A 21,666-nucleotide genomic window follows, 5' to 3' on the forward strand; every position below is an offset into this window, starting at 1 on the left:
CGGCTTACACCGAAGAAGGCGTGTAGGGTGTGAAGGTGAAGTAACCCGAGCACTCAACAGATCAGTCGCTGACGGTGAATCCCCATGATGACGGATCGATCAATTCCGGCGGCGGGATCATCTCCTTAAGGTCGACGGGGCGACGCTTGACCTCGACGGCAGTATAGTTTTCACCGAGACCCACCCACGAGCTGAACTCGACTTTCAGCGCCACACCATCCGGCGTCAGGCATTCGCTCCTGCCCGCATCAGCATAGTGCGTTGTTTCGAACCAGGCACAGGACTCTCCGAGGTAACGACCGCTCTTTTTTAAGTCGGTCGGACCGATCTCGATGACGGTGAGGTTACTTGATGACCGAAAACCAATCGATGAGCGACGAGCCTCGAAATGACGCTCGTTTTTGGAATAACCGACAGTCAATCTTTGATCGTCGAGCATGTTCCAGACCGAAAACCCCACCCTTCCATCGCTGCCGCGCTCTTCTTCATATCGCCAGGGATAATGCCTGAGCACTCTTTTCTCCGACCGGCCGTCGATCATTCTCGCTTCAAAATCGGGAAGATTTGCAGGTCTGTTCGGATAATTCCTGAGCGGCTTCAGCCAGAATGCGGGATCGAAGAGCCGCTTGGGAGGTCTGACTTCCGATTCCGCGACAGATGTTCGTTCCAGTTTGATCAGTTGCGTTTCGCCGTAAGGCTCTTTGCGCTTGATCAACTGCTTTGTGGCAAGTTCAATGCCATCATGTGATAGACAGCTGTAGGCGAAGGGTCCGAAAGTCCCCTTCAGCTCGGGCTTGTCGATGACCTCCCACCATTTGCAAGCTTCACCGGCCGGACGGGGGGCAGTCCCAACTTCCGTCGTGTTCTTAACGCTGATACCCCTACGCAGCGGCACGACTTTTGTGATGGTCATATCAGTAACGTCTTCGTCGTCATGAGCCTTCCATGTCGACAACAGGATGTTATCGAAGAAGCTTCCATAGGAAACGCCCGTCCCGCCGCTCGAATACTCTTCGACCCTTGTCCATCCATGATGATGAAGAACCGAGCGCAAATGTGTAATTGTCGCGCGATCGGCCTCTTGAACCGTCATCAGTGCCCTGTAATCGGGCACATCACGGCTGACGAAAAAAGGAATGTTATCAGCATTTCCCATGTCCGCCGCTAGCAGCCCAATCCCTGCTGCAAGCGAGAACACATACGCCTTGACACGTCTTTTCAAGATCGAACCTCGCCAATGTTTGGAACCAGGAGAAACTGCCGGATTTGAGCCTGCACTCTGCTTGACTCCCCGAAATATTCAATGTTTGTTCAAGCAAAAGTTGAGGATTTATAGTGCAAAATATCTTTGCATATTCGATATTGGCAGCCGCGGCGATTTCGCTTTCGAACTGCACGACGACGTCGGAATCCAAACGCGAATCCCACCCTGTAACAGCACGCAGCGGCGAAAAGAAACTGGTGTTTGAGAACGTTCAACTCAATGGCGGCTGCGAGTTTGTTGCGTACCCTGATATAGATATCGTGGAGCAGCCCAAGCACGGTCGCATCGACATTCTCCACCAGCTGGTTGTCGCCAATTCACACGGCAAAAAGATGAAATGCGATAAAGTCAAAGCGAACGGGGCCGCAGTCTATTACACATCGCAGCCAGGATACGTCGGCAGTGACAGGTTCATTCTGCGGAGCCCCGTCGAAGAGGGCCACCTCGAAGAGGGTGTGGCCGACGTGAAGGTCATCAAGTAGTAGGTTGCAATCAACGTGCATCCCTACGATGCCGAAGCCGCCATCGGAATAGATCAGCGCCGGAAATCGAAAACAATCGACCATCGTCGATCGCTCCTCGCGCTTGAAACGCACGGCTACGAATGACTGCCGACCGCCGTTAGACTAGTACAGAATTTTCCCGTCGACGATCGGCTGCGGCCCCGAGGAAAATTGCTGTTTCAGCACCTGTTTCGCGTCATTGCTTATGATCGACATCGGAGCGACGACGGCGATCTTTGCTGCTGATCCCGCGAGGTCAGCCGTTCGAACGGCGGCCATGCCCACCTGATCCGCGAGCGAGGCCTTTCCGGTGTCCATGGACTGTCCTGCCAGCCGCCGTCCAAGCAGCTGGACCATGTCCCTGTTATCCGCAAACGTATTGTGGCCCAGCGCGTCGTCCGCTTTGACGGAGCTCGTATCGATGACCGTCACTCCGAGCTTATCCAGATCCGCGGCATAGGGTGTCGAATCGAAACCGCCGACGCGCGTGACGCCGCCGGAGAGCCATTGCGAGACCTGCAGCGCCTTGTCCCTCGTCGACGAAAAGATCGTGAAATGCGGGCGTTGCGGCCCCATCTCGATCATCTGCCGGCGAAATACATCGATGTCGATGTCCGGCGAGGCGAGGATAACGTTCCTGACCTTGGCCGGGATCGTCTTGTTGCGCATGGCAACACCACGCAACGCCTCCGCCGTCAGCCAGGATCCCATGGAATGAGCGAGAATCGTCACCTCGCCGACGTCCGGGCTTCTGGCAGCTTGCAGGATCAGATCCTCCAGCGCGCGCCGTGAGAAATTTGTACTCTCCTTGTCATAGAGATAGTCGAAGACATTGGCGCGCGAGGGCCAGGTGAAGAGGATCGGGGCAGCATCCGTTCCGGAATCATGGGTGATCTGCGCGAAGCGAAAAACTGCGTCGGCGTAGGTGTTGTTGAAGCCGTGCACGAAAATGACGACCTGCCGCTTCGTGTTGCGGTTCTTGTTGAACCATTCAAAGATGCTGCGCTCCGTCGCGACTTCGCCGACCTTCAGGACGGCGAATTCCTTTTCGGGATCGGCCGGCACATGCGAGGGCCATTGCACCTCGCCGACCTTACGGTTTCGATCCGGAGGAATGGAAACGACGATATCGTTGAGAGAAATCGCCGTTCCCCGCTCGCCGGAGTAAAGTTCGCCCGGCTTGTCGGTCGGCTGGCGCGTCGTCGCCACCAGCATGTCTACCGTGCTCGTGCCTGGCCCCGCGGTTGTGAGCGGCTGGAGAACATTCTCCAGCCGTCCCGCACATCCTCCCAATACCGAGAGAGCCATCAGGACTGAAAGGCACGATCGCTTGACAGCGAATGAGGTCGATTCGCGCGGCAAGCTGGCAATCAGACAGCTACTGTCGGCAAAGGCTGTTCGTCCAACCTGTGGCATCCGTTCATCTCGTCAGTGGGGCATAGCCCGCCCGGAATGATCCGGGCGGGCCTGATGCTGTCAGGCCTCGCGGGGTATTCGAAACCAGGCAACATACAGAGCGGGCAGGAAGAGCAGAGTCAGGACCGTGCCGACGACAATGCCGCCCATCATCGCGTAAGCCATCGGCCCCCAGAAGATTTCCCTGGAGATCGGGATCAGCGCGAGTGTGGCCGCAGCAGCCGTCAGCATGATCGGGCGCATTCTATGCTCCGTCGCCTCGATGACGGCCTGCCAGGGTGGCACGCCCTCACTTCGAAGGTGTTCGATCTGGACGACAAGGATGACGGAGTTGCGGATCAGAATGCCGATCAGCGCCAGGACGCCGAGGATTGCGACGAACCCCATGGGCGAATTGCTGAGCAACAGAGCCGCGACGACGCCGATCAGCGCGGTCGGGGCAACGGCGAAGACTAGGAAGAGCCTGCTGAAACTCTGCAGCTGGATCATCAGGATCGTCGCCATGATGAACAGCATCAGCGGGGCTACCGCCACGATCGGTCCCTGCGCTTTCGCGCTTTCCTCGACCGAGCCGCCGTCGACGATGCGGTAACCGCTCGGAAGGCCCTTGCGGAACTCATCGACTTTCGGCTGCAGTTCGGTGACGATCGTTGCCGGCTGGGTCGGTCCCACCACCGCGGCCTTGATGGTGATGGTCGGCGTGCGTGTGCGCCGCCATATCGTCGGCTGCTCCAGTTCGTAATGGAAATTCGCAACCGCAGACAGCGGCACGGAATTGCCATTGGAGCCGGCAAGCAGAAGGTTCTGCAATGTCTCGATCGATCCTCGCTCCGAGGTCTGGGCCCGGCCGATCACATCGACGAGATAGATATCATCGCGGATCTGCGTGGCCGCCGATCCCTCGACGATGCTGTTGAGCGCCGTTGCAATATCCTGCGACGAGACGCCGAGCTGGCGTGCCTTGTCCTGGAGGACATCGACCTTGACCACGCGCGAAGGCTCGTTCCAGTCGAAGGTCATGTTGGACAGCAGCGGATGCTGGCCGACAATGCCTGCAAGCTGGTGAGAGAGATCACGCACCTTCTGGATATCAGGCCCGCTGACGCGATATTGCACGGGCTTGCCGACCGGCGGGCCGATGTCGAGCAGCTTTACGAAGGCGTCGGTTCCGGGGAAGGTTTTCGTCAGATAGTCCTGCAGCTCGCTTTTCACCTTGTCGCGAACGTCGAGCCCCTTGGTGACGATCACGGTCTGGCCGAAGGAGACGTCGGGCGTCTGCACATCGAAGGACAGGATGAAACGGGGAGCCCCCTGGCCGACATAGCTCGTCCAGTGGTCGATATCCTTGTTATTGGCCAGCATCTCGCTTTCGAACTTCGCCATCTGCTTGTTCGTCTCCGAAATCGAGCTGTTCTGCGGCAGGTTCCAGTCGACGATCAGTTCCGGCCGGTCGGAGGAGGGGAAGAACTGTTGCTGCACGAGGCTCATGCCGCCGATGGAGAGGGCAAACACTGCCAGCGTCGCGCCGATGGTGATCCAGCGCCAGCGCAGGGCCAGGCCGAGGAGCCACGCGAAGATCCGCGCGAAGCGGCCCTTCTGCTCATGATGCGACTTCATGGTTTTCGGGAGGATGGTCACGCCGAGCAGCGGCGTGAACAGGACCGCAACGACCCATGAAACCAGGAGCGAGACGGCAATCACCACGAAAAGGGTGAAGGTGAACTCGCCGGCAGCGCTGGAGTTGAGGCCGACGGGAATGAAGCCCGCGACGGTTACCAGCGTGCCCGTCAGCATCGGGAAGGCGGTCGAGGTGTAGACATAGGTCGCCGCCTTTCTGAGGTCGTCGCCGACCTCCAGACGGGCCACCATCATCTCCACGGCAATCATCGCATCGTCGACCAGAAGGCCAAGGGCGATGATCAGCGCCCCCAGCGAAATACGCTGCATCGAAATACCGGTATAGGCCATGACGAGGAAGGTGATCGCCAGCACGAGCGGAATGGAGATGGCAACCACGAGCCCCGCCCGAACGCCGAGGCTGATGAAGCTGATCGCGAGCACGATGACGATCGCCTCGAACAGCGCGCGCGTGAAGCCCGACACGGCCTCGTCCACGACGGCGGGCTGATCGGAAACGCGCTCGACGTCGACGCCGATGGGAAGGTCGGCCGTGACCTGCTCAATCTCCTTGTCGAGCGCTTCGCCGAATTCAAGCAGATTGGCGCCGGTCTTCATGCCGATGGCGAGCCCGATGGCCGGCTGGCCGTTATACCGGAACAGCGCGGAGGGCGGATCGACATAGCCGCGCTTGATCGTGGCGACATCGGTCAGCGGAAAGAAGCGGTCGTTGACACGAAGATTGATCGCCTTGAGGCTTTCCTCGGAGGTGAACTGGCCGCTCACCCGCAAGGCGATGCGCTCGGGACCGGCGTCGACGAAACCCGACTGCGTCACGGCATTCTGTGCCTGCAGCGTCTCGATCACCGATTGCTGGTTGAGCCCGAGAGCGGCGATCTTTCGCGTCGAGAATTCGAGATAGATGGCCTCGTCCTGCGCGCCGATAATGTCCACCTTGCCGACATTGGGAACGGTCAGCACTTTTGCGCGCGCGTCCTCGACGAGATCGCGAAGCTGGCGCTGTGTCAGCCCGTCGCTCGTAAAGGCGTAGATGTTGCCGAAGACATCGCCGAAGCGATCGTTGAAAAACGGCCCTATAACGCCGCTCGGGAACTCTCCCTTGATGTCGCCGATCATGTTGCGCACGCGCATCCAGATGGCATTCACATCCTTGGCCTTGGTCGTCGGCAGCAATTCCACGAAGATCGTCGTCTGCCCGGCAACCGTCTCGCTGCGGGTGAAATCGAGCGACTCCAGTTCTTCGAGCTTCTTTTCGACGCGATCGGTGACTTGTTTGGTCACTTCCTCGGCTGATGCACCAGGCCACTGCACCTGGATGATCATGGTCTTGATGGTGAAGTTGGGATCTTCCTCGCGGCCGAGACCGATATAGGAAAACGCGCCAGCCAGAATGAAGACGATCATGAAGTACCAGACAAGCGAACGATGTTCGAGCGCCCAGTCGGACAGGTTGAATTTTTTCACGGAGAATTTTCCTCAGTCTATTCTGACGGCCTGGCCATCGACGAGTTTGTGAACACCGGCAACGACGACGCGTTCGCCCGGGCTGACGCCCTCGGCGATGCGAACGGAATCTCCCTCGGCGATGTCTCCGTCGATCCTGATCGGGCGGATGGAAACTTTGGCCGAGGCGGTGTCGACCACCCAGACAACAGGCTTTTCGTCCTTGATCAGGATGGAGGAGGAGGGGAGCAGGATCGTCGGCTGGGCGTTGACGGTTGCGGTTGCCGTCACGACCGAGCCCAGGCGAAAGGCGACCGGTGGATCGATGAGCGTTATCCTCGTGCGTCGCGTGCGCGTCGTCGCCTCGGCTTCCGGTGCGATCTCTCTGACGGTACCGCTCGTGCGGATGGTCGGGTCCAGCTGGAGAGCAACCTCGAAAGGCGATCCCACCTTGAGGCCGTCGAAGCTTGCTACCGGTATGTCGATCACCGCATCGCTCTGTTCAGGACGGGCGATGGTGGCAATGTTCTGGCCCGCGGCCACGACCTGGCCGACTTCGGCCGAAGTCGCCGTCACGACGCCGTCGAATTCTGCCCTCAGCTGTGCGTATCCCAACTGCTCTTCGGCCTTGTCCAGATTGGCCTGCGCCTTGGCAACCGCGGCAGCAGCGCTCTTGCGCCCAAGTTCTGCCTCTTCGTAGGCCGCTTCACTTCCCGATCTGCTTTCGAGCAGGGACCGCTGGCGTTCCTCGGTGGATGCAGCATTCGCGAGCTGCGCCTGCGCATTGGAAAGCTCGGACTGCGAACTTCTGACCGCAAGCTCCAGTGCCAGCGGATCGATGGCGGCAACGACATCGCCCTTCTTCACGACGTCGCCGACGCTGACCTTGCGCGCGATGACACGTCCCAGGACCCGAAATGCCAGCTGCGTCTCAATCCTGGCCTCGACCGTGCCCGGCAGGGTCAGTGCGGAAGCCGCGGTCGAGTTGACGACGACGGACAGGACGGGACGCGGTGGCTGCTCATGGGCTTCTTCCTGCTTCTGGCAGGAGGTCAGCAGCAGTGATCCGAGGATCGCAAGGCCGGCTGTGATACGGATATTCATTCTGCGGCTCCCTTGCCGTATGCGACGACCTCGCCCGGTCGCAAGAACTTCGTGCCGTCGACGACGACGATGTCTCCCGGGGAGACACCGGCGCGCACCGCAAAGCGGCCCGTCTCATAGTCGGAGACATCGATCGGGTGGAGCGACACGCTCGATGAGGCGGGGTCGACGATCCAGACGGCCGGCTGGCCGCTCTTCGAGGCCATGGCCGACCACGGCAATTCGATTGCGTCCTGTGCTACGGAGCGGAAGGAGCCGACGACAGGCGCGCCAAGCTGCATGTCCGCCGCGCCTTCGAGACCTACCTTGACCCTGATCGTTCCGGTCGAAGGGTCGATCGTGGGCGAGATTTCGCGCACGGAGGCTTCTATTTTGTGCGATGGCGCCGAAAGGGAGCTGACGGCGACCGTGTTTTCGAGGTTGCGGCCGAGATAAAGGGACTCGAAGACATTGAAGACGGCGTCGCGCGGTCCATCATGCGCAAGCGTGAAGATGAGTTGCGCTGCCTGAGCGACCTGGCCAACCTCGGCGTTTCTGGCGGTGATGACGCCATCGGCATCGGCGCGCAGTTCCGTATAGGAGAGCGCATCCTGCGCCGTATCGAATTGCGCCTGCGCCAGTTTCACTCCGCCTTGGGCGGTCAGCAGCGCTTCCTGGGCCTGATCGAGTGCGGCACGGGTCGCAACCTGCGTCTTGAAGAGGTTCTGCTGCCGGTCGAATGCCAGCTGGGCCTGTGTCTGCTGGGCAGTCGCCGACTGCAGGTTTGCGGTGGCGACGCCGAGATCGGCTTTCTGTTCCTCCGCATCCATGCGCGCAAGCACCTGTCCCGCCTTCACGGACGAGCCGACATCGACGAGACGCTCGACAATGCGCCCGCTGACCCTGAAGGACAGGTCGCTTTCGACGCGGGCGCTGACCTCACCGGTGATGGCGTTGTTTTCGACTGTTGGCGTGACCTTGGCCACGACAGCCTCCACATTCTTTGGCTTTGTCTCACTCGCGCTCTGCTTTTCGCATGAGGCAAGCGCGACTGCGCTGACGCCCAGCCAGGCGACAACAAGGACAGTTTTCATGATTTGACCTCTTGCATCGGTTCGGCAGACGAATAATATTGACTAACCCATTAGTCAATGAAAATTTCTTGACGCCCGACCCCGAAAAACGCTCAAGGTGAACCATGCCTGAAACGAAGAAATTGACGCGTGCGGAGCAGAAGGCTCGCCGACCCGTAGAGATCCTTGATGCGGCCTTTGAAGAGTTCGTCGAGCGCGGCTATGTCGCGACGCGTGTCGAAGACATAGCCAGCAGGATCGGAGTCACGAAGGGAACAGTCTATGTTTACTTCGAGACCAAGGAGCAGCTTTTCGAAGCGATGATCGGGCACATTTCGGTGCCGTTAGAAGGTCTGCTGGCGAGCGCAAATGAACAGCAGGGGACTGCTGCGGAGCGGCTTCAGAAAACGATCGCGCTGATCTACGATCTCGTGATCAGGGATCGCCGATTGCGCGAGCTGATGCGGTTCATCATCGCCGAAGGTTCGCGCTTCCCCCAGATCGTCGACAGGCACCACGAGGCCTTCATCGATCCTCTCGACTGGCAAATGCAGTCCCTTATCGATGACGGCGTAAGGATTGGCGAGTTCCGCTCGGCGCCAGCCGCGTTTTCCGACGCAGTCGTGGCTCCCGCCATCACCTTCCTGTTCTTCAAGCTCCTCTTCGACGAGCGGCGGCCCCTGGACAGAGATGCCTACGTGAAGGCGCATATCGATCTTGTCCTGCACGGACTGTTGGCTTGATCGGCTTGTGACCGTCGTCGGACTTAAAGCCCGCCATTATCCTTCTGTGATGCGGAGTTATCGGCTGAAGCCGCGGCCGGGGCGGCCCGCTATGCCCGCAGGATCTTCTCCATAGCGACATAATGGGGGTAAACGCTTGCGACGCTGATCGAATAGATACGATGCTTCGTCATGCCTCCTCCTGACGTTGCGCATCTCGCGACCGTGCGGCCAGCTTTCCCGTTGCGCGATCTTCTCAGACGCCATGATAGACGAGGCGAGTGAATAATTCAGGGGTGACGAGGAACTGCCCCCATTTCGCATCGAACTCGGCTGTCGGCTTTGCGGCGATGACCTCGTCGATCGGCTTTCCGGCGGCTTTCAGTTTCGCGACGTTCCCGCGGATTTCGACCAGCATCGTCCTGTACTCGGTGAGTTCCTTTTTGTTGCTGACGGGATGGCCGTGACCGGGGATGACGATCGTGTCGTTGGCGACATTGGCCAGGATGTCCTCGACCGCCTTGATCAGTCCGTCGATCCCGCCGCCGGTCGAATAGTCGATGAACGGATAGATGCCGTACCAATAGAGATCTCCGGCGTGGACGATGTTTGCCTCGCCGAAGGTGACGGAGATGTCGCCATCGGTGTGAGCATTCGGATGATGCTTCAGCTTCAGGGTGGCTTTGTCGAGCTTGAGGGACATCTCGTCGCCGACGGTTTCCGATGGCACGGCGGCGAGCGGCGGTCGCGGGAACTCGTAATCCCAGTCTTCGACCCTCACAACCGACATCAGGTGTTTGCAGGTGTTTTCATGCGCCAGAATGGCCGCGCCCTCGGCGTTCAGCCATGCGTTTCCATCCGTATGATCGAAATGCCAGTGCGTGTTGATGAGATGACTGATCGGCTGTTTGCCAAGTCCGGCCAGGGCCTCGAGTATCCGGGGCCGGGACGCGGTAATGCCGCCATCGATGAGAACCTTTCCGTCCGCCCCCGTCAGGACGGCGACGTTTCCGCCCGATCCTTCTAGGACTGATATGCCGGCCCTTGCCTTGTGGACCTTGATCGGGTCCTTGGCGGCAGCGTCGCGGATCAGATCGACGATGCCCTGAGCCTTCGCGAATACCTGTCTCGGGGTGAGCCAGCCTCCCGATACGGCGAATGTCGAGGCAGCCATGCAGCAGAGACAAAACCCGCGACGGGAAAGTCTGAAATCCTGGGTCATTTGGCAGGTCCTTTCCGGAATGGCGGCGGGGCTGCAGAGGTCAAGCTGAAGACGCTTCCCCGCCTGGGGTGATGATTTCGGGATGCGTGGAGCACATGCCGTAGAGCAGGCGATTGCACGGTTTGAGCGTGCTGTTTTTCTTGATCAGCTTGATAGACGATAAAGCGGAGCCGGCGATGGGAACGCTCTGGTCGTCATCGTCGCGCCTGGGGGCCGCAGATGCCCCATCAGATCGTTGTTCCCCCTTGCATGACAAACCCCGGACGGAAGCTCTCAATGCAGTTGCGCGAATGTACAATATCAGAAAATTGCGCGCAATCATCCGCGCCTTCGCGGATGCCGTTGTTTCGGGACAGCGAAATCCATGGCCGCTTCCGTTCCAGGCCGATATCGATCACCGCCGAATTTCGGTCGAGCCAGATCTTTAAACGCCGGCCGCCACAAATCGCAGATGGCAGTGACTCTTTTCGCCTCGCTGGAACGTCGTAGTTGCGACCGTCGTCGAACGGTTGGACCCGACCCGAATGAGGACTGAGAGATGAATCTGGACGGAAAGCGAATTGTGGTTGTCGGCGGGAGCCGCGGCCTGGGGAGGGGGCTTGCCGAGGCATTCGTGGCGCGCGCAGCCGACGTCACCGTGGTCGCCCGAAATGCTGATGCCGCGCAGGGGGCAGGCGAGCAAGGGACCGTCACCGCCATATCGGCCGATGCAACCGATGTCGACGCGGCATGGCGGATCATGGAGCAGGAGCGACCTGATCTCGTCATCATGAATGCCGGTGCGGAACCGCCCATGGAACGGATCGACCGGATTGGCTGGGAGGCATTCACGACCAACTGGAATGTGGACGTCAAGGCCGCGCTGCACTGGGTACAAGCGGCTCTGACCTTGCCGATGGCGCCGGGCGGGCTTGTCGTCCTGGTCTCCAGCGGAGCCGCCGTGCAGGGGTCGCCACTATCGGGCGGTTATGCGGGAGCCAAGCGCGCGCAATGGTTCATCGCAAAATATGCCGAGGGCCTGTCGGCGCAACTCGGCCTCGGTCTGCGCTTCCGGGTCATCGTTCCCCGGCAGATGTTTGCCGGAACCGGTGTGGGCGATACCGGCATCGGGGCTTACGCCGCTGCGGCGGGTCGGACATTTGCCGAACAGGCCGCCACCTGGCCGGACATGACGCCGCGGGCTTTTGGCGATATGGTCGCCGACCTGATCGGCAGAACGGGCCTCGCCGAGGCCATGGTCTACGCGGTGCGCGGGGATACGGGTGTGACGGTCATCGAATGACGGAAGATGCTGCTCTCGAAGACGAAGAGAGGAAAGCTCTGCTCGCAGCCCTCGCCAGGGAAGCGGAGGCGCTTCGTCCCGAACTGCACCGCTATGCGGCTCGTCTGGTGGGTTCTGTCATCGACGGCGAGGATGTGATTCAGGACGCGTTTGCCGGGGTATTTGCGACGGGCGGCTCGATCCCGCCGGACACGCCCCTGCGGCCCTGGCTCTTTCGCATCGTCCATAACAGGGCCATAGATACCCTGCGCCAGCGCGGTACGCGCCGGGCGGAGCCGCTTGAGATGGCCTTTGATCTCGCCGATATCAGCGTCGTCGGCCCGGAGGACGCGCTGATCCGGCAGGACGCGGTGCGGGTGGCGCTTAGCCATTTTGCAGAATTGCCGGTGCCGCAACGCAGCGCTGTCATCCTCAAGGATGTGTTGGGAGAGTCACTTGCGGATATCGCAGCGCTCCTGGACCTGAGTGTCGATGCCGTCAAGGCGCATCTGTCGCGCGGTCGGGCGAGATTGCGGGCGATCTCCGACGTCCGCTCCGAGGTTCCGCCACCGCCGAGTCCCGAGGCCCTGAACTTTGCAGCGCTCTTCAACGCCCGGGACTGGGACGCTTTGCGTCGCCTGCTTGCGCAGGATGTTCGGCTTCGTCAGGCGCGACGGCCGGAAATCTCCGGGGCCGCCGATGTCGGTCGATTTTTCACCTATTATGCCGAATATCCGCCGGTCAGGATCGAACCGGCCTGGCTGGAAGGCCGGGAAATATTGCTGGTATCAGCCGAACCGCCTGATGGTCCTTCCTATTTCATGCTGCTCGAATGGCGGGAGCAAAAGATAAGCCTGATCCGCGACCATCGCTATGCGACCTACGTCATTGAAGGTGCTGATGTCATGCTGGCCGCATCGCGGTGACCGGCATTGATCGAGACGCGCTTTCTCTTGGTCCGCTACGCGCCCTCACATCTCCGGCAGGCCGGCCTTTCGGAAACCGTCGACAAAGTGGTCTCGTACGGATGCATCGCGCAGCGGCTGGGAGCTGAGCCAATGGCCGATCGTGAAATGAGGGTGGGCGATCAGGAACAATTCTGCCTCTCGCCGCGCCTCCTCAAGGTGGCCCAACTGCGCAAGCGTAGCAGCAAGGAATTTGCGTGAGTTGGTACGATACGTGTCTTCCCTGCGGAGTGTAGCGGTTGCCGCCTCATAGTCACGCGCGGCGTATTGCGCCTGCCCAAGATGACAAAGATACCAGCAGGCTGGATAGGGATTGAGCCGCAGAGCTTTATCGATCTGTGCCAGTCCGTCGGCAACCCTGCCGTCCAGCACGGAAATGTCCGACATGGCGGCCCAGGTGTCGGCGTGGTTGGGGTCCAGCTCCAGGGCCTTGGCGAAGGCGGCCTCCGATTCCTCCCATCGCCGCTCATAGGCCAAAATGGTCCCCAGAACGTAGCGGCAGCCGGCATCGTTGGGATCCAGGTCGACCGCCTTCTGCGCTGATGTCACCGCCATCTGGCGGTTGGGATCTTCGGGCTCGCCGAAATGAGTCCAGGCCAGCCAACGGTTATAGGCGAGCAGACCGAGTGCCTCGGCGTAGGATGGCTCGAGCTGAACCGCGCGTTGGAGCAGCATATGGGCCTCGCGCTCGGTTTGCGGCGACTCTTCCGTCAGGAGGCGGGCGCGCACACACAGGTCGTAGGCCTCGAAGTTCTTCGGCCGATTGCGCTGCGGCGGGATGGTCAGCCGGCCGACGAGGGCTTCAACGATCTTGGCGTTGACTTCATCCTGCAGTTCGAAAACATCCTCCACCGTCCTGTCGAACCTCTCGGCCCACAAGTGCCCGCCGCCAAGCGTGTCGACCAATTGGGCATTGATCCGGACACGGCCCATTGCGCGTCTGGCGCTCCCCTCCAGGATGTAGCGGACGCCGAGTTCCTGGGCGACCAGCTTTACGTTGACCGGCTTGCCCTTGTAGCCGTAGACCGAATTGCGCGCGATGACGAACAGGCCGGCCGTACGGGAAAGGTCGGTGATCAGGTCTTCGGTCAAGCCGTCGACGAAAGGCGCGTCCGCTTCATCCCCACTCATATTCGTGAACGGCAATACAGCGATCGAGGGATTTTCCGGCAGCGGCAATATGCTCTGCAGCGCATCCGGCCAATGCCACAAGTGGACCGGGCGGGTCAGGTTCTTCAGGTAGCGTTCGCCTGCATCGAAGAACCGGTCGTCGATCTTGCCGAGGATCTCGCCGTGAACGCCGCCTGAAATGCAGATGCCTCCCGGCGCGGCCTGTCTCTCGAGGCGCGCCGCGACATTGACCCCGTCGCCGAGGACGTCAGAACCCTCGTCAATGACATCTCCCAGATTGACGCCTATACGCAAGAGCAGGCGCCGGTCTCCGGAAGCCTCGACAGCAGCGGTGGCCCGTTGCATTTCCAACGCTGCTGCGACCGCTTCCACCGCGCTACCGAATTCAATCAGGAAGCCGTCGCCCATGACCTTGAAGATGCGACCTTTGTGGCGCATCACGGCCGGCTCGATGATGCCAGAACGGAGTTCCCTGAGGTTCGCCAGCGTTGCGACTTCATCTGCCTCCATCAGGCGCGAATATCCCACCACATCGGCAACGACGATGGCGGCAAGGCGACGCTGAAGAGATTGATCCGTCATGTGAGGACAAGCCTAACGACTGAATTAGCAAGTTATTGTTCAACTGACAGTGAGTCAACACGTGGTGGGAGGTAGGTCCAGGCGACCTCCACCTCCATCGAGCCGTCATCCTTCGTTGTGACCGACGGCGTCGAGGTGGACGACACGGAAATGAGTATCCACGGAAAGCGTACGGTTCTTGAACCGTCTGGTAATGGGGGCGAGCGGGGGCTTCGGCGGAAGTGCCCAGTTCTGTTTGCGAAATGGCATTCCGGGGGAGACCCGAACTGCAACTGCGCTAGGTCTGGGTGGGCAAGACGACGCGCATAACCAGGGACGGCGTCGCCGCAGCCGTCAATCCATTCTGCGGCCATCTCGTGGTCGAGGCGAAAACCGCTGATGCCGCCGCACGAATGTTCGAGGACCATCCGCACATCACCGTGTTTCCTGGTGATGGAGTCGATGTCATGCCCTTTTTGACCTGAACTCTTGCGGGCGAGCATCAGCGGTTTCCTCTGGCATGACCGACGCAAAGCTGAAACCGACTCCACCCCGACAGGCGGCTGTTCATGCTGCCGCGGAGGCAGAGGCGTTATTCGGATGTCGCGCCGATTTTTGCGGCAGAGCCTGAAGAACCGCCATCCATATTCGCCACTTGATAGACAGTTTTCCTGCCGTCCAGCAGCGACAGCAACCTTTCTGACGGCTTCGCTTCGGAGACAACGATGTCCATCTCGGAGATCGACCCGAGACGAACGAGTGCACGGCGTTCGAACTTGGTGCTGTCTACCGCCAGGATGACGCGGGCCGCCTGGCCCATGGCAGCGCGAACAGCCGACACTTCGGCGTAGTCGTCGTCGCCAATGTCGCCATCGTTATCGACACCGCTGACAGAGATGATGACGTAGTCGAACTTGAATGCCCGAATGAAATTCTGCGCATTCTCGCTGAAAACAGCCGCATCGACGTTGCGGATGAAACCGCCGGGAACGGCTATCGTGAAATCAGTGTTTTCGCTGAGGGTCGTCGCCACTCTCAGGCTATAGGTCACGACCCGAAGGTTCCTGCGCACCGTGAGTGCCCGGGCAACGGCCTCGCAGGTCGTTCCGGTATCGATGAAAACCGAGCAGTTGTCCGGGAGAAGCTCAGCTATTTTGTTGGCAATCAGGCGCTTGGCCTCGGCATTGTTCACACGACGCTGATGATAAATGCCGGTTTCTATGGGAAGCGAAATGACAGCCCCGCCATGCGTTCGGCGCAGCTTGCCCTGCCGTTCCAGCGCCATGATATCGCGACGCGCGGTCTGCGCCGTTACGGAACAGAGCGAGACGATGTCATCGAGCGAGATATACTGATATTGCTCGAGATAACGGATGAGAAAATCCTGCCGGCGCTCCTTCTTGCCTCCATCGTCGTGATTGTCTGCAAAATGCATGGTGGTGCCGGCCTTTCAGAGGTGTCCATCACATCAAAACCCCGCACAACGCTTATCAAGCGGCGTGCGGGGAGAAAACTCATTTCATGAAAAACTAATTTCGGGAAGAAGGAGGCTGCAGGGTGTCAGAACTTGACGCCGAGATAGCCATTGATGCCGTTCTGGCTGGCGCCAGAACCAAACTGGCCGGTATAGGAGACGGCCAGAGCGGCGTTCGAGCCGAGATTGAAGTTCACACCGGCGTTCACCACGGCAACATTTTCCGCAAGCGGCGCACCGCGCACGTCAAATGAGCTGCCGCCCGAGAAGGCCATCTTCGTCTCAGGCTGGGTATCGCCATTGGCATGACGCAGGCTGACCGAGCCCTGCAGCGTTCCGACCGTTTCCTGCAGGTTGAACTCCGTTGCGGCTCTGAGGCCGATTTCCGTGAAGATGGCCTGCTGGGTGGTGCCTTCGACGGAAAGCGCCGTTGCGCCTCCGTGTTCGGAGAAAGCGTCGTTGCGGAAGTTCACATAGGCGAGATTGGCGAAGGGTTCCAGCATGACGGTTCCGATCGACTGCTGGTAGCTGATCTCGCCGAAGACCTGCGATGTCGAGGCGCTGTAGCCGGCGGTCAGCCGCTCGCTGAAGGTCGGGAGGAAGACCGAACGCGCGCTATCGATATTGTTCCAGGTATGAGCAGCACCGAACCGAAGCCCGATCGGGCCGAGATAGGTGCCGGCATAGACGCCGAGATCGATCTGGTCGGTGTCGCTTTTCGACGCCAGTCCATCGATGGAAACGGCCGTGCGGCCGTATCCGCCGAAGACGCCGATCCGCCAATCGTTGCCGAGCGTTCCGTCCGCGCCGACCATGATGCCGCCGGCGGAATGGTCCACGCCATTGGCGTTGCCGTCACGGTCCTTTTTCGTCCAGGTTCCGTAGCTCCTGTTCCAGATGCCGAGCGCCTGCGCATGGCCGGCTGAGGTGTCGCCAATATTGACTTCGGTCACGGCCCGATCTGCGGCGCCCATTCTCGACCGCAGGCGATCGAATGCGCTGTCGCGGGCGATCTCGCTGTTGTCGAGCAGCGCGCTGTAGGTCGATGCATGGATTTCCCCGCCCAGTTGGGCGAAGGAGGAGCGGGCACTTTCCGCATCGAGCGATATGATCGCATCGTAGACGGTGGTGCCGAGGCCGAGGCTGTCGACACCGAAGGCGGCGCCGCGCTGGTTGAACGTCGTCGCGACGTCGGCGAAGGCCGTAGTGTTGCGCTCCAGCCGCATCGTCAGGCTGTTGCTTCCATAGGTCAGGCCGGGGTCGAGGAAGGCGAAGTTCGAGGTGATCGCATCGAAGGAGCCCAGGATGCCGCCGCTCGAGGTGAGAATGGAATAGTTGGTGAGCGGCTTGTAGGCGGCGCCTGCCGCGATATTCACCGCGGCACCTGCGGCAATTACCGTCTGGCCGGTGACGATGATCTGATCCGTCCTGCCGGTTTCGTCGATTTCGACCTCGTAGACGGAGCCGTTCGCAAGGTTGAGATTGCCGGCGACGTGCAGCGTCCCGACCGAATTGCCCGGCGCAACCTTGCCGCCGTTCGCAACGGCAAGGTTGCCGACAGTGCCGTTGCCGCCGAGTACGCCGCCGTCGTAGACGGTGGTCATGCCCGAGGTTGCGATGGAGCCGTTGACCGCGAGGCGTCCCCCTCTGACGCTGGTGTCGCCGGTGTAGGTGTTGGTCGCCGTGAGATTGAGCGTGCCCTTGCCCGTCTTGGTCAGGCTGCCGGCGCCCGAGATCGCCCGGTCCACCACAACGGCATTGACCGTATCGGCGATATCGAGCGTGCCGCCGCCGGATTCCAGGACCACGGCCCTGTCGAGTTTCTTCATTCCCGTGCCGGTGATGCGCAGTGCGCCATTATCGAGACGCAGGTTCGCATCGGTGCCGCCGAGAGCCAGATCCTCGTCGACGATAACGGTGCCGCCATCGGTGACCAATGTCTCGCCGATGAAACTGTGATCATCGATGCAGTAGTCGATGATGGCCTGGGCAAAGCGCGGATCCTTGCTTTTGCAGTCGAGCAACGTCTTCTTTTCGGCCTCGGTGAGGCCGGTCAGGATCGGCTTGCCGTCCGCATCGGAAACCTGGCCGAGATAGACGTCGCGGCGCATATTGTTGCGCGACAGATAGAATTCCTTGCCGTTGCCGGCAAAGGTCGTGGCGTCCTTGCCCCATACGAGACGCGTCTTGTTGACCGGTGCGCCGTTGACCGTCTGCTGATAGGTCTGCAGGCTCGGTCCGATCCATTTGAATTCATGGGCGACCGGATCATGGTCGGACAGGGGCGCCTTGGTGCCATCAGGCTTGGTCACATAGACGTCGCGGATTACACCCAGATAGGGATCGTTGGGGTCATCTGCGATCGTGTACCACTTGCCGAACGGTCGTGAGGCCAGGAAGTGATCGATCTTCACCCGGTGCCAGCTGCCCCAGGTGTTGGTATCGTCCTCACCCGCGGACGGCCAGGTGACGCTACCGTCATTGAGTTCATGGGGCTTGAACTGCTCCCGCTCCCTTTCTGTCTGGAGAAGCATGAACTGCCTCTTCAGGACATTCATCGTCTGCGGTGTGTTGCCGGCGACGGGATAGGTTTCGTCCTCGAACAGGCCGGAGGGAATGGTCGCCGCATCGATCTGCGCGTCGCTCTTCGGGCTCCAGTCGGCGATGAACTTGTCCAGCGCCGCCTTGTCCTTGGCATATTGCTGGAGCAGGCTGTAGTAGAAGGAGTTACTGTTCTTCGTATAGATGCGCAGCAGCAATTCCTGCTGGCTCTTCGAATGCAGGCCGCGCTCCGATACGTCACCGGCGTTGAAATCGCCGCTGATGATCAGCGGATTGGCCGAAGACTTCGCCCAGGCGTTCAAGGCCTTGGCTTCCTTGACGCGCTGGTCTGCCTTGTCGGCGTAGTCGAGGTGAACCGTTCCGACTGTCGTCACCGGCCGTCCGGCGTCGCTGTCGAGAACCTGATAGCTCACGTAGCGTCCCTGGCTGGTGAGACCCGGAGCGGTATAGGTGCCGTAGGTGCCGGGGAGTCGCGAGATCAGGCCGACGTCTCCGATCAATTGGCCACCATAGGTTCCAAGGCCGGCATTCTGCAGCATGCCGGGGATGTCGGAGACGTATTTGCTGCCGTTAGCCTCCTGAAACATCAGCACGTCCCAGTTGCCAGCGACCATGAAATCCTTGGTCAGTGCGGGCGTCTGCTTGAACTTGTTCCAGATATTCAGCGACAGCAGCCGAAGGGTGCCATCGTCGGCATGAGCCGAACCGGCGATCAACATGGATAGGGCTGCACCCGACAGCAGCCGCGCTGTCAGGCTGCGTCTCTTAGTATCGGTCCTGGAAATTGGATTTTGGATAAACACATCACGCTCCGTTGAAATGAAATTCCACACGAGTGCGAGAGGCGGAAAATCCCTCAACACCGTGCGTTGATTAACGGAACGTCACCTTTCATACTTCAATGTCAGTTTTTTTACATTTTGGACGGTGACGGTCATTTCGTGGGCTGGCGGCTCTGTTGCAAGAACCGGAATTGGTTGGCGGAAGGCATCATTCCATTGTCGGAGCCGAGGGTCGGGACACGTTGATGAGAGCCCTATGATCGCACGGCCCACGCCGTCGCAGAGGGTGTGAGGTCTGGCGTTCAATCTGCCTTCGGTGCGCCCTATGCGAGGGGGAGCAGCCCCTTTTCAAGCAGGCTTGCCGCCGCCCGGTGTGCTACGCTCCGGGCCCGGGTTCTTCGCCGGACGGCGCCGCAAAAGTCCGGTCGAAGACGCCCGGCTGACCACCCGGCGATCATCGACCCGCGGAACGCTGCCGGTTCCGGCGCATCTCTCTTCCCCATCGTGAAACCTTTCGATTGGTAATCCGTTTTCGCTGGCATGACCGACGCAAAACTGAAGCCGAAATCGGTCGACGGCGCCAAGCCTGATGGTGCCGAGGAGACACCCCAGGGGAAGGCATCGACTGCCGAAGTCGCGCCGCCGCCAGATGTTATCGAACCCGATCCGGACCTGACACCGGAGGAGGCCGAGCAGGCGCGCAAGAAATATCTGCTGAAGCGTTTCTGGATCAGCGCGCGCGGCTATTGGGGCCGCAGCGGCGATGGTTTCGCCTGGCCATGCTCCATCGGGCTGCTGGTCATGATCGGCATGAATGTCGGCTTCCAATATGGGATCAACAGGTGGAACCGCGGCATATTCGACGCCATAGAGCGGCACGATGCCGGCACCGTCTACTATCTGAGCGCCGTCTTCCTGCCGCTCGTGGCCGGCAGTGTCGTTCTCGTGACATCGCAAGTCTATGTCCGCATGATGATCCAGCGACACTGGCGCCGCTGGCTGGCGACTGCACTGATTGCGCGCTGGCTTGCCAACGGCCGTTACTATCAGCTGAACCTCATCGGCGGCGATCACAAGAACCCCGAGGCGCGTATTTCCGAGGATCTGCGGATCGCGACGGAATCGCCCGTCGATTTCATCGCCGGCGTCATCTCGGCCTTTCTCTCGGCTTCGACCTTCATCGTGGTTCTGTGGACGATCGGTGGTGCCCTGACGTTCCCGATCGGCGGGATGTCGATCACCATTCCCGGCTTCCTCGTCGTTACGGCAGTGCTTTACGCTGCGATCACCTCGACGACGATCGCTGTCATCGGCCGGCATTTCGTTCGGGTCTCCGAGGTCAAGAACCAGGTGGAAGCCGAGTTTCGCTATACGCTGACGCATGTGCGCGAGAACGGCGAGAGCATCGCGCTTCTCGGCGGCGAAGAGGAGGAGCGCAACGACCTCGACAAGACTTTTACCAATGTGCTGCGCCAATGGGCGCAGCTGTCCCACCAGTATATGCGTACGACCTTCGTATCGCATGGGTCGATGCTGATTGCGCCTGTCGTGCCGGTGCTGCTCTGCGCGCCGAAATTTCTGGAAGGCAGCATGACGCTGGGTGAGGTAATGCAGGCAGCGTCAGCCTTCGCCATCGTCCAGACCGCCTTTGGGTGGCTGGTCGACAACTATCCGCGCCTTGCCGACTGGAATGCCTGTGCGCGGCGCGTCGCCTCGCTGATGATGTCGCTCGACGGGCTGGAACGAGCAGAACAGAGCGATGCGCTGGGGCGGATCCAGCACGGCGAAACGAAGAGCGAGGCGATGCTTGCTCTCAACGATCTCGCCGTCTCGCTGGACGATGGCACCGCCGTGGTCACTGAAACGCAGGTCGAGATCGAGCCGGGCGAGCGGGTGCTGGTTGCGGGCGAATCCGGTTCGGGCAAGAGCACGCTGGTACGCGCCATTTCAGGTCTCTGGCCCTGGGGTCGCGGCAGCGTCAATTTCCATGCCGACAGGCAATTGTTCATGCTGCCGCAGCGGCCCTATATCCCCTCGGGCACGCTGCGCCGCGCCGTCGCCTACCCCAATGCCGCCGACGGCTGGCCGCTGGATGAGATCAAAACGGCCCTTCAGAAGGTCGGGCTCGACTATCTGAACGAGAAGCTCGAGGAAGAGGCGCCGTGGGACCAGATCCTGTCGGGCGGCGAAAAACAGCGGCTGGCCTTCGCGCGCCTGCTGCTCCACAACCCTGACATCATCGTGCTCGATGAAGCGACCTCGGCGCTCGATGAGAAGAGCCAGGACAGGATGATGGAGATGGTGATCGAGGAATTGCCCAAGGTCACCATCGTCAGTGTGGCGCACCGCGCCGAGCTCGAAGTCTTCCATAGCCGCAAGATCACCCTGGAGCGGCGCGAGGGCGGCGCAAAGCTCGTGAGCGACATCGATCTCATCCCGCGCAAGAGGAAGCGGAACATGCTTTCGCGCTTTCTGGACAGTCCGCGCTCCCTGGCGAAGGGCAGCACGGGTTCGGGCAAGGCGGAACTGTCCGGCAAGAAAAAGTGACGTGCGCCTTGAGTGTCCG

The 21,666-nt window shown here is 60.5% G+C and carries 16 protein-coding genes; 5 read left to right on the forward strand and 11 right to left on the reverse strand.

Going from position 1 to position 21,666, the window contains the following annotated elements; all coding sequences use genetic code 11:
- Positions 1-61 precede the first annotated feature (61 nt).
- The gene (locus tag PMI11_RS20055; protein ID WP_007820606.1) at positions 62-1,222 is read right to left on the reverse strand and encodes a hypothetical protein; all 1,161 of its coding nucleotides are present in this window, start codon (positions 1,220-1,222) and stop codon (positions 62-64) included.
- A gap of 113 nt (positions 1,223-1,335) precedes the next feature.
- On the opposite strand from PMI11_RS20055, the gene PMI11_RS20060 reads away from it, so the two are divergent.
- Positions 1,336-1,746: a hypothetical protein gene (locus tag PMI11_RS20060; protein ID WP_007820607.1), complete on the forward strand. Its 411-nt coding sequence runs from the start codon at positions 1,336-1,338 to the stop codon at positions 1,744-1,746.
- Between the two features lie 144 nt (positions 1,747-1,890).
- On the opposite strand, the gene PMI11_RS20065 is transcribed toward PMI11_RS20060, so the two are convergent.
- From PMI11_RS20065 to PMI11_RS20080, 4 genes are all read right to left on the reverse strand, one after another.
- The gene (locus PMI11_RS20065) at positions 1,891-3,075 is read right to left on the reverse strand and encodes an alpha/beta hydrolase (protein WP_244430630.1); all 1,185 of its coding nucleotides are present in this window, start codon (positions 3,073-3,075) and stop codon (positions 1,891-1,893) included.
- 168 nt (positions 3,076-3,243) lie between these two features.
- A complete protein-coding gene (locus PMI11_RS20070; protein ID WP_007820609.1) occupies positions 3,244-6,285 on the reverse strand; it encodes an efflux RND transporter permease subunit in 3,042 nt (1,013 codons plus the stop codon).
- A 12-nt stretch (positions 6,286-6,297) separates the two neighbouring features.
- Positions 6,298-7,368, reverse strand: a complete 1,071-nt coding sequence (locus tag PMI11_RS20075; RefSeq protein ID WP_007820612.1) for an efflux RND transporter periplasmic adaptor subunit — start codon at positions 7,366-7,368, stop codon at positions 6,298-6,300.
- The gene (locus tag PMI11_RS20080) at positions 7,365-8,441 is read right to left on the reverse strand and encodes an efflux RND transporter periplasmic adaptor subunit (RefSeq protein ID WP_007820614.1); all 1,077 of its coding nucleotides are present in this window, start codon (positions 8,439-8,441) and stop codon (positions 7,365-7,367) included. The genes PMI11_RS20075 and PMI11_RS20080 overlap by 4 nt, the downstream gene beginning before the upstream one ends.
- Positions 8,442-8,545: 104 nt before the next feature.
- On the opposite strand from PMI11_RS20080, the gene PMI11_RS20085 reads away from it, so the two are divergent.
- Complete coding sequence (locus PMI11_RS20085) at positions 8,546-9,163, forward strand: TetR/AcrR family transcriptional regulator (RefSeq protein ID WP_007820616.1); 618 nt, start codon at positions 8,546-8,548, stop codon at positions 9,161-9,163.
- A 235-nt stretch (positions 9,164-9,398) separates the two neighbouring features.
- On the opposite strand, the gene PMI11_RS20090 is transcribed toward PMI11_RS20085, so the two are convergent.
- Both PMI11_RS20090 and PMI11_RS37375 read right to left on the reverse strand, forming a co-directional pair.
- On the reverse strand, positions 9,399-10,316 hold the full coding sequence (locus PMI11_RS20090; protein ID WP_037071753.1) for an MBL fold metallo-hydrolase: 918 nt from the start codon (positions 10,314-10,316) through the stop codon (positions 9,399-9,401).
- 275 nt (positions 10,317-10,591) lie between these two features.
- On the reverse strand, positions 10,592-10,762 hold the full coding sequence (locus PMI11_RS37375; RefSeq protein ID WP_157179660.1) for a hypothetical protein: 171 nt from the start codon (positions 10,760-10,762) through the stop codon (positions 10,592-10,594).
- A gap of 140 nt (positions 10,763-10,902) precedes the next feature.
- Here PMI11_RS37375 and PMI11_RS20095 point away from each other — a divergent pair, with 140 nt between their 5' ends.
- The gene (locus PMI11_RS20095) at positions 10,903-11,646 is read left to right on the forward strand and encodes an SDR family NAD(P)-dependent oxidoreductase (RefSeq protein WP_007820620.1); all 744 of its coding nucleotides are present in this window, start codon (positions 10,903-10,905) and stop codon (positions 11,644-11,646) included.
- Positions 11,643-12,551 carry an RNA polymerase sigma factor gene (locus tag PMI11_RS20100; protein WP_007820622.1) on the forward strand — a complete coding sequence of 303 codons (909 nt, stop codon included), beginning with the start codon at positions 11,643-11,645 and terminating at the stop codon, positions 12,549-12,551. Before PMI11_RS20095 ends, PMI11_RS20100 begins: the two co-directional genes overlap by 4 nt.
- A gap of 45 nt (positions 12,552-12,596) precedes the next feature.
- Here the strand turns inward: PMI11_RS20100 and PMI11_RS20105 are convergent, their stop codons facing one another.
- From PMI11_RS20105 to PMI11_RS20115, 4 genes are all read right to left on the reverse strand, one after another.
- Positions 12,597-14,303, reverse strand: coding sequence for an adenylate/guanylate cyclase domain-containing protein (locus PMI11_RS20105; protein WP_007820624.1), 1,707 nt, complete (start codon positions 14,301-14,303; stop codon positions 12,597-12,599).
- Positions 14,304-14,335: 32 nt separating this feature from the next.
- On the reverse strand, positions 14,336-14,785 hold the full coding sequence (locus tag PMI11_RS37605) for a hypothetical protein (protein WP_007820627.1): 450 nt from the start codon (positions 14,783-14,785) through the stop codon (positions 14,336-14,338).
- An 89-nt stretch (positions 14,786-14,874) separates the two neighbouring features.
- Positions 14,875-15,717, reverse strand: a complete 843-nt coding sequence (locus PMI11_RS20110; protein ID WP_007820632.1) for a DeoR/GlpR family DNA-binding transcription regulator — start codon at positions 15,715-15,717, stop codon at positions 14,875-14,877.
- 125 nt (positions 15,718-15,842) lie between these two features.
- Positions 15,843-19,121: an autotransporter domain-containing protein gene (locus PMI11_RS20115; RefSeq protein WP_007820634.1), complete on the reverse strand. Its 3,279-nt coding sequence runs from the start codon at positions 19,119-19,121 to the stop codon at positions 15,843-15,845.
- A gap of 519 nt (positions 19,122-19,640) precedes the next feature.
- Between PMI11_RS20115 and PMI11_RS20120 the strand changes: the two genes are divergently transcribed.
- Positions 19,641-21,647 (forward strand): ABC transporter ATP-binding protein/permease, encoded by a 2,007-nt coding sequence (locus tag PMI11_RS20120; RefSeq protein WP_007820635.1) that lies wholly within the window; start codon positions 19,641-19,643, stop codon positions 21,645-21,647.
- Positions 21,648-21,666 lie beyond the last annotated feature (19 nt).

The sequence above is a fragment of the Rhizobium sp. CF142 genome, from assembly GCF_000281145.1.
Classification (GTDB): domain Bacteria; phylum Pseudomonadota; class Alphaproteobacteria; order Rhizobiales; family Rhizobiaceae; genus Rhizobium.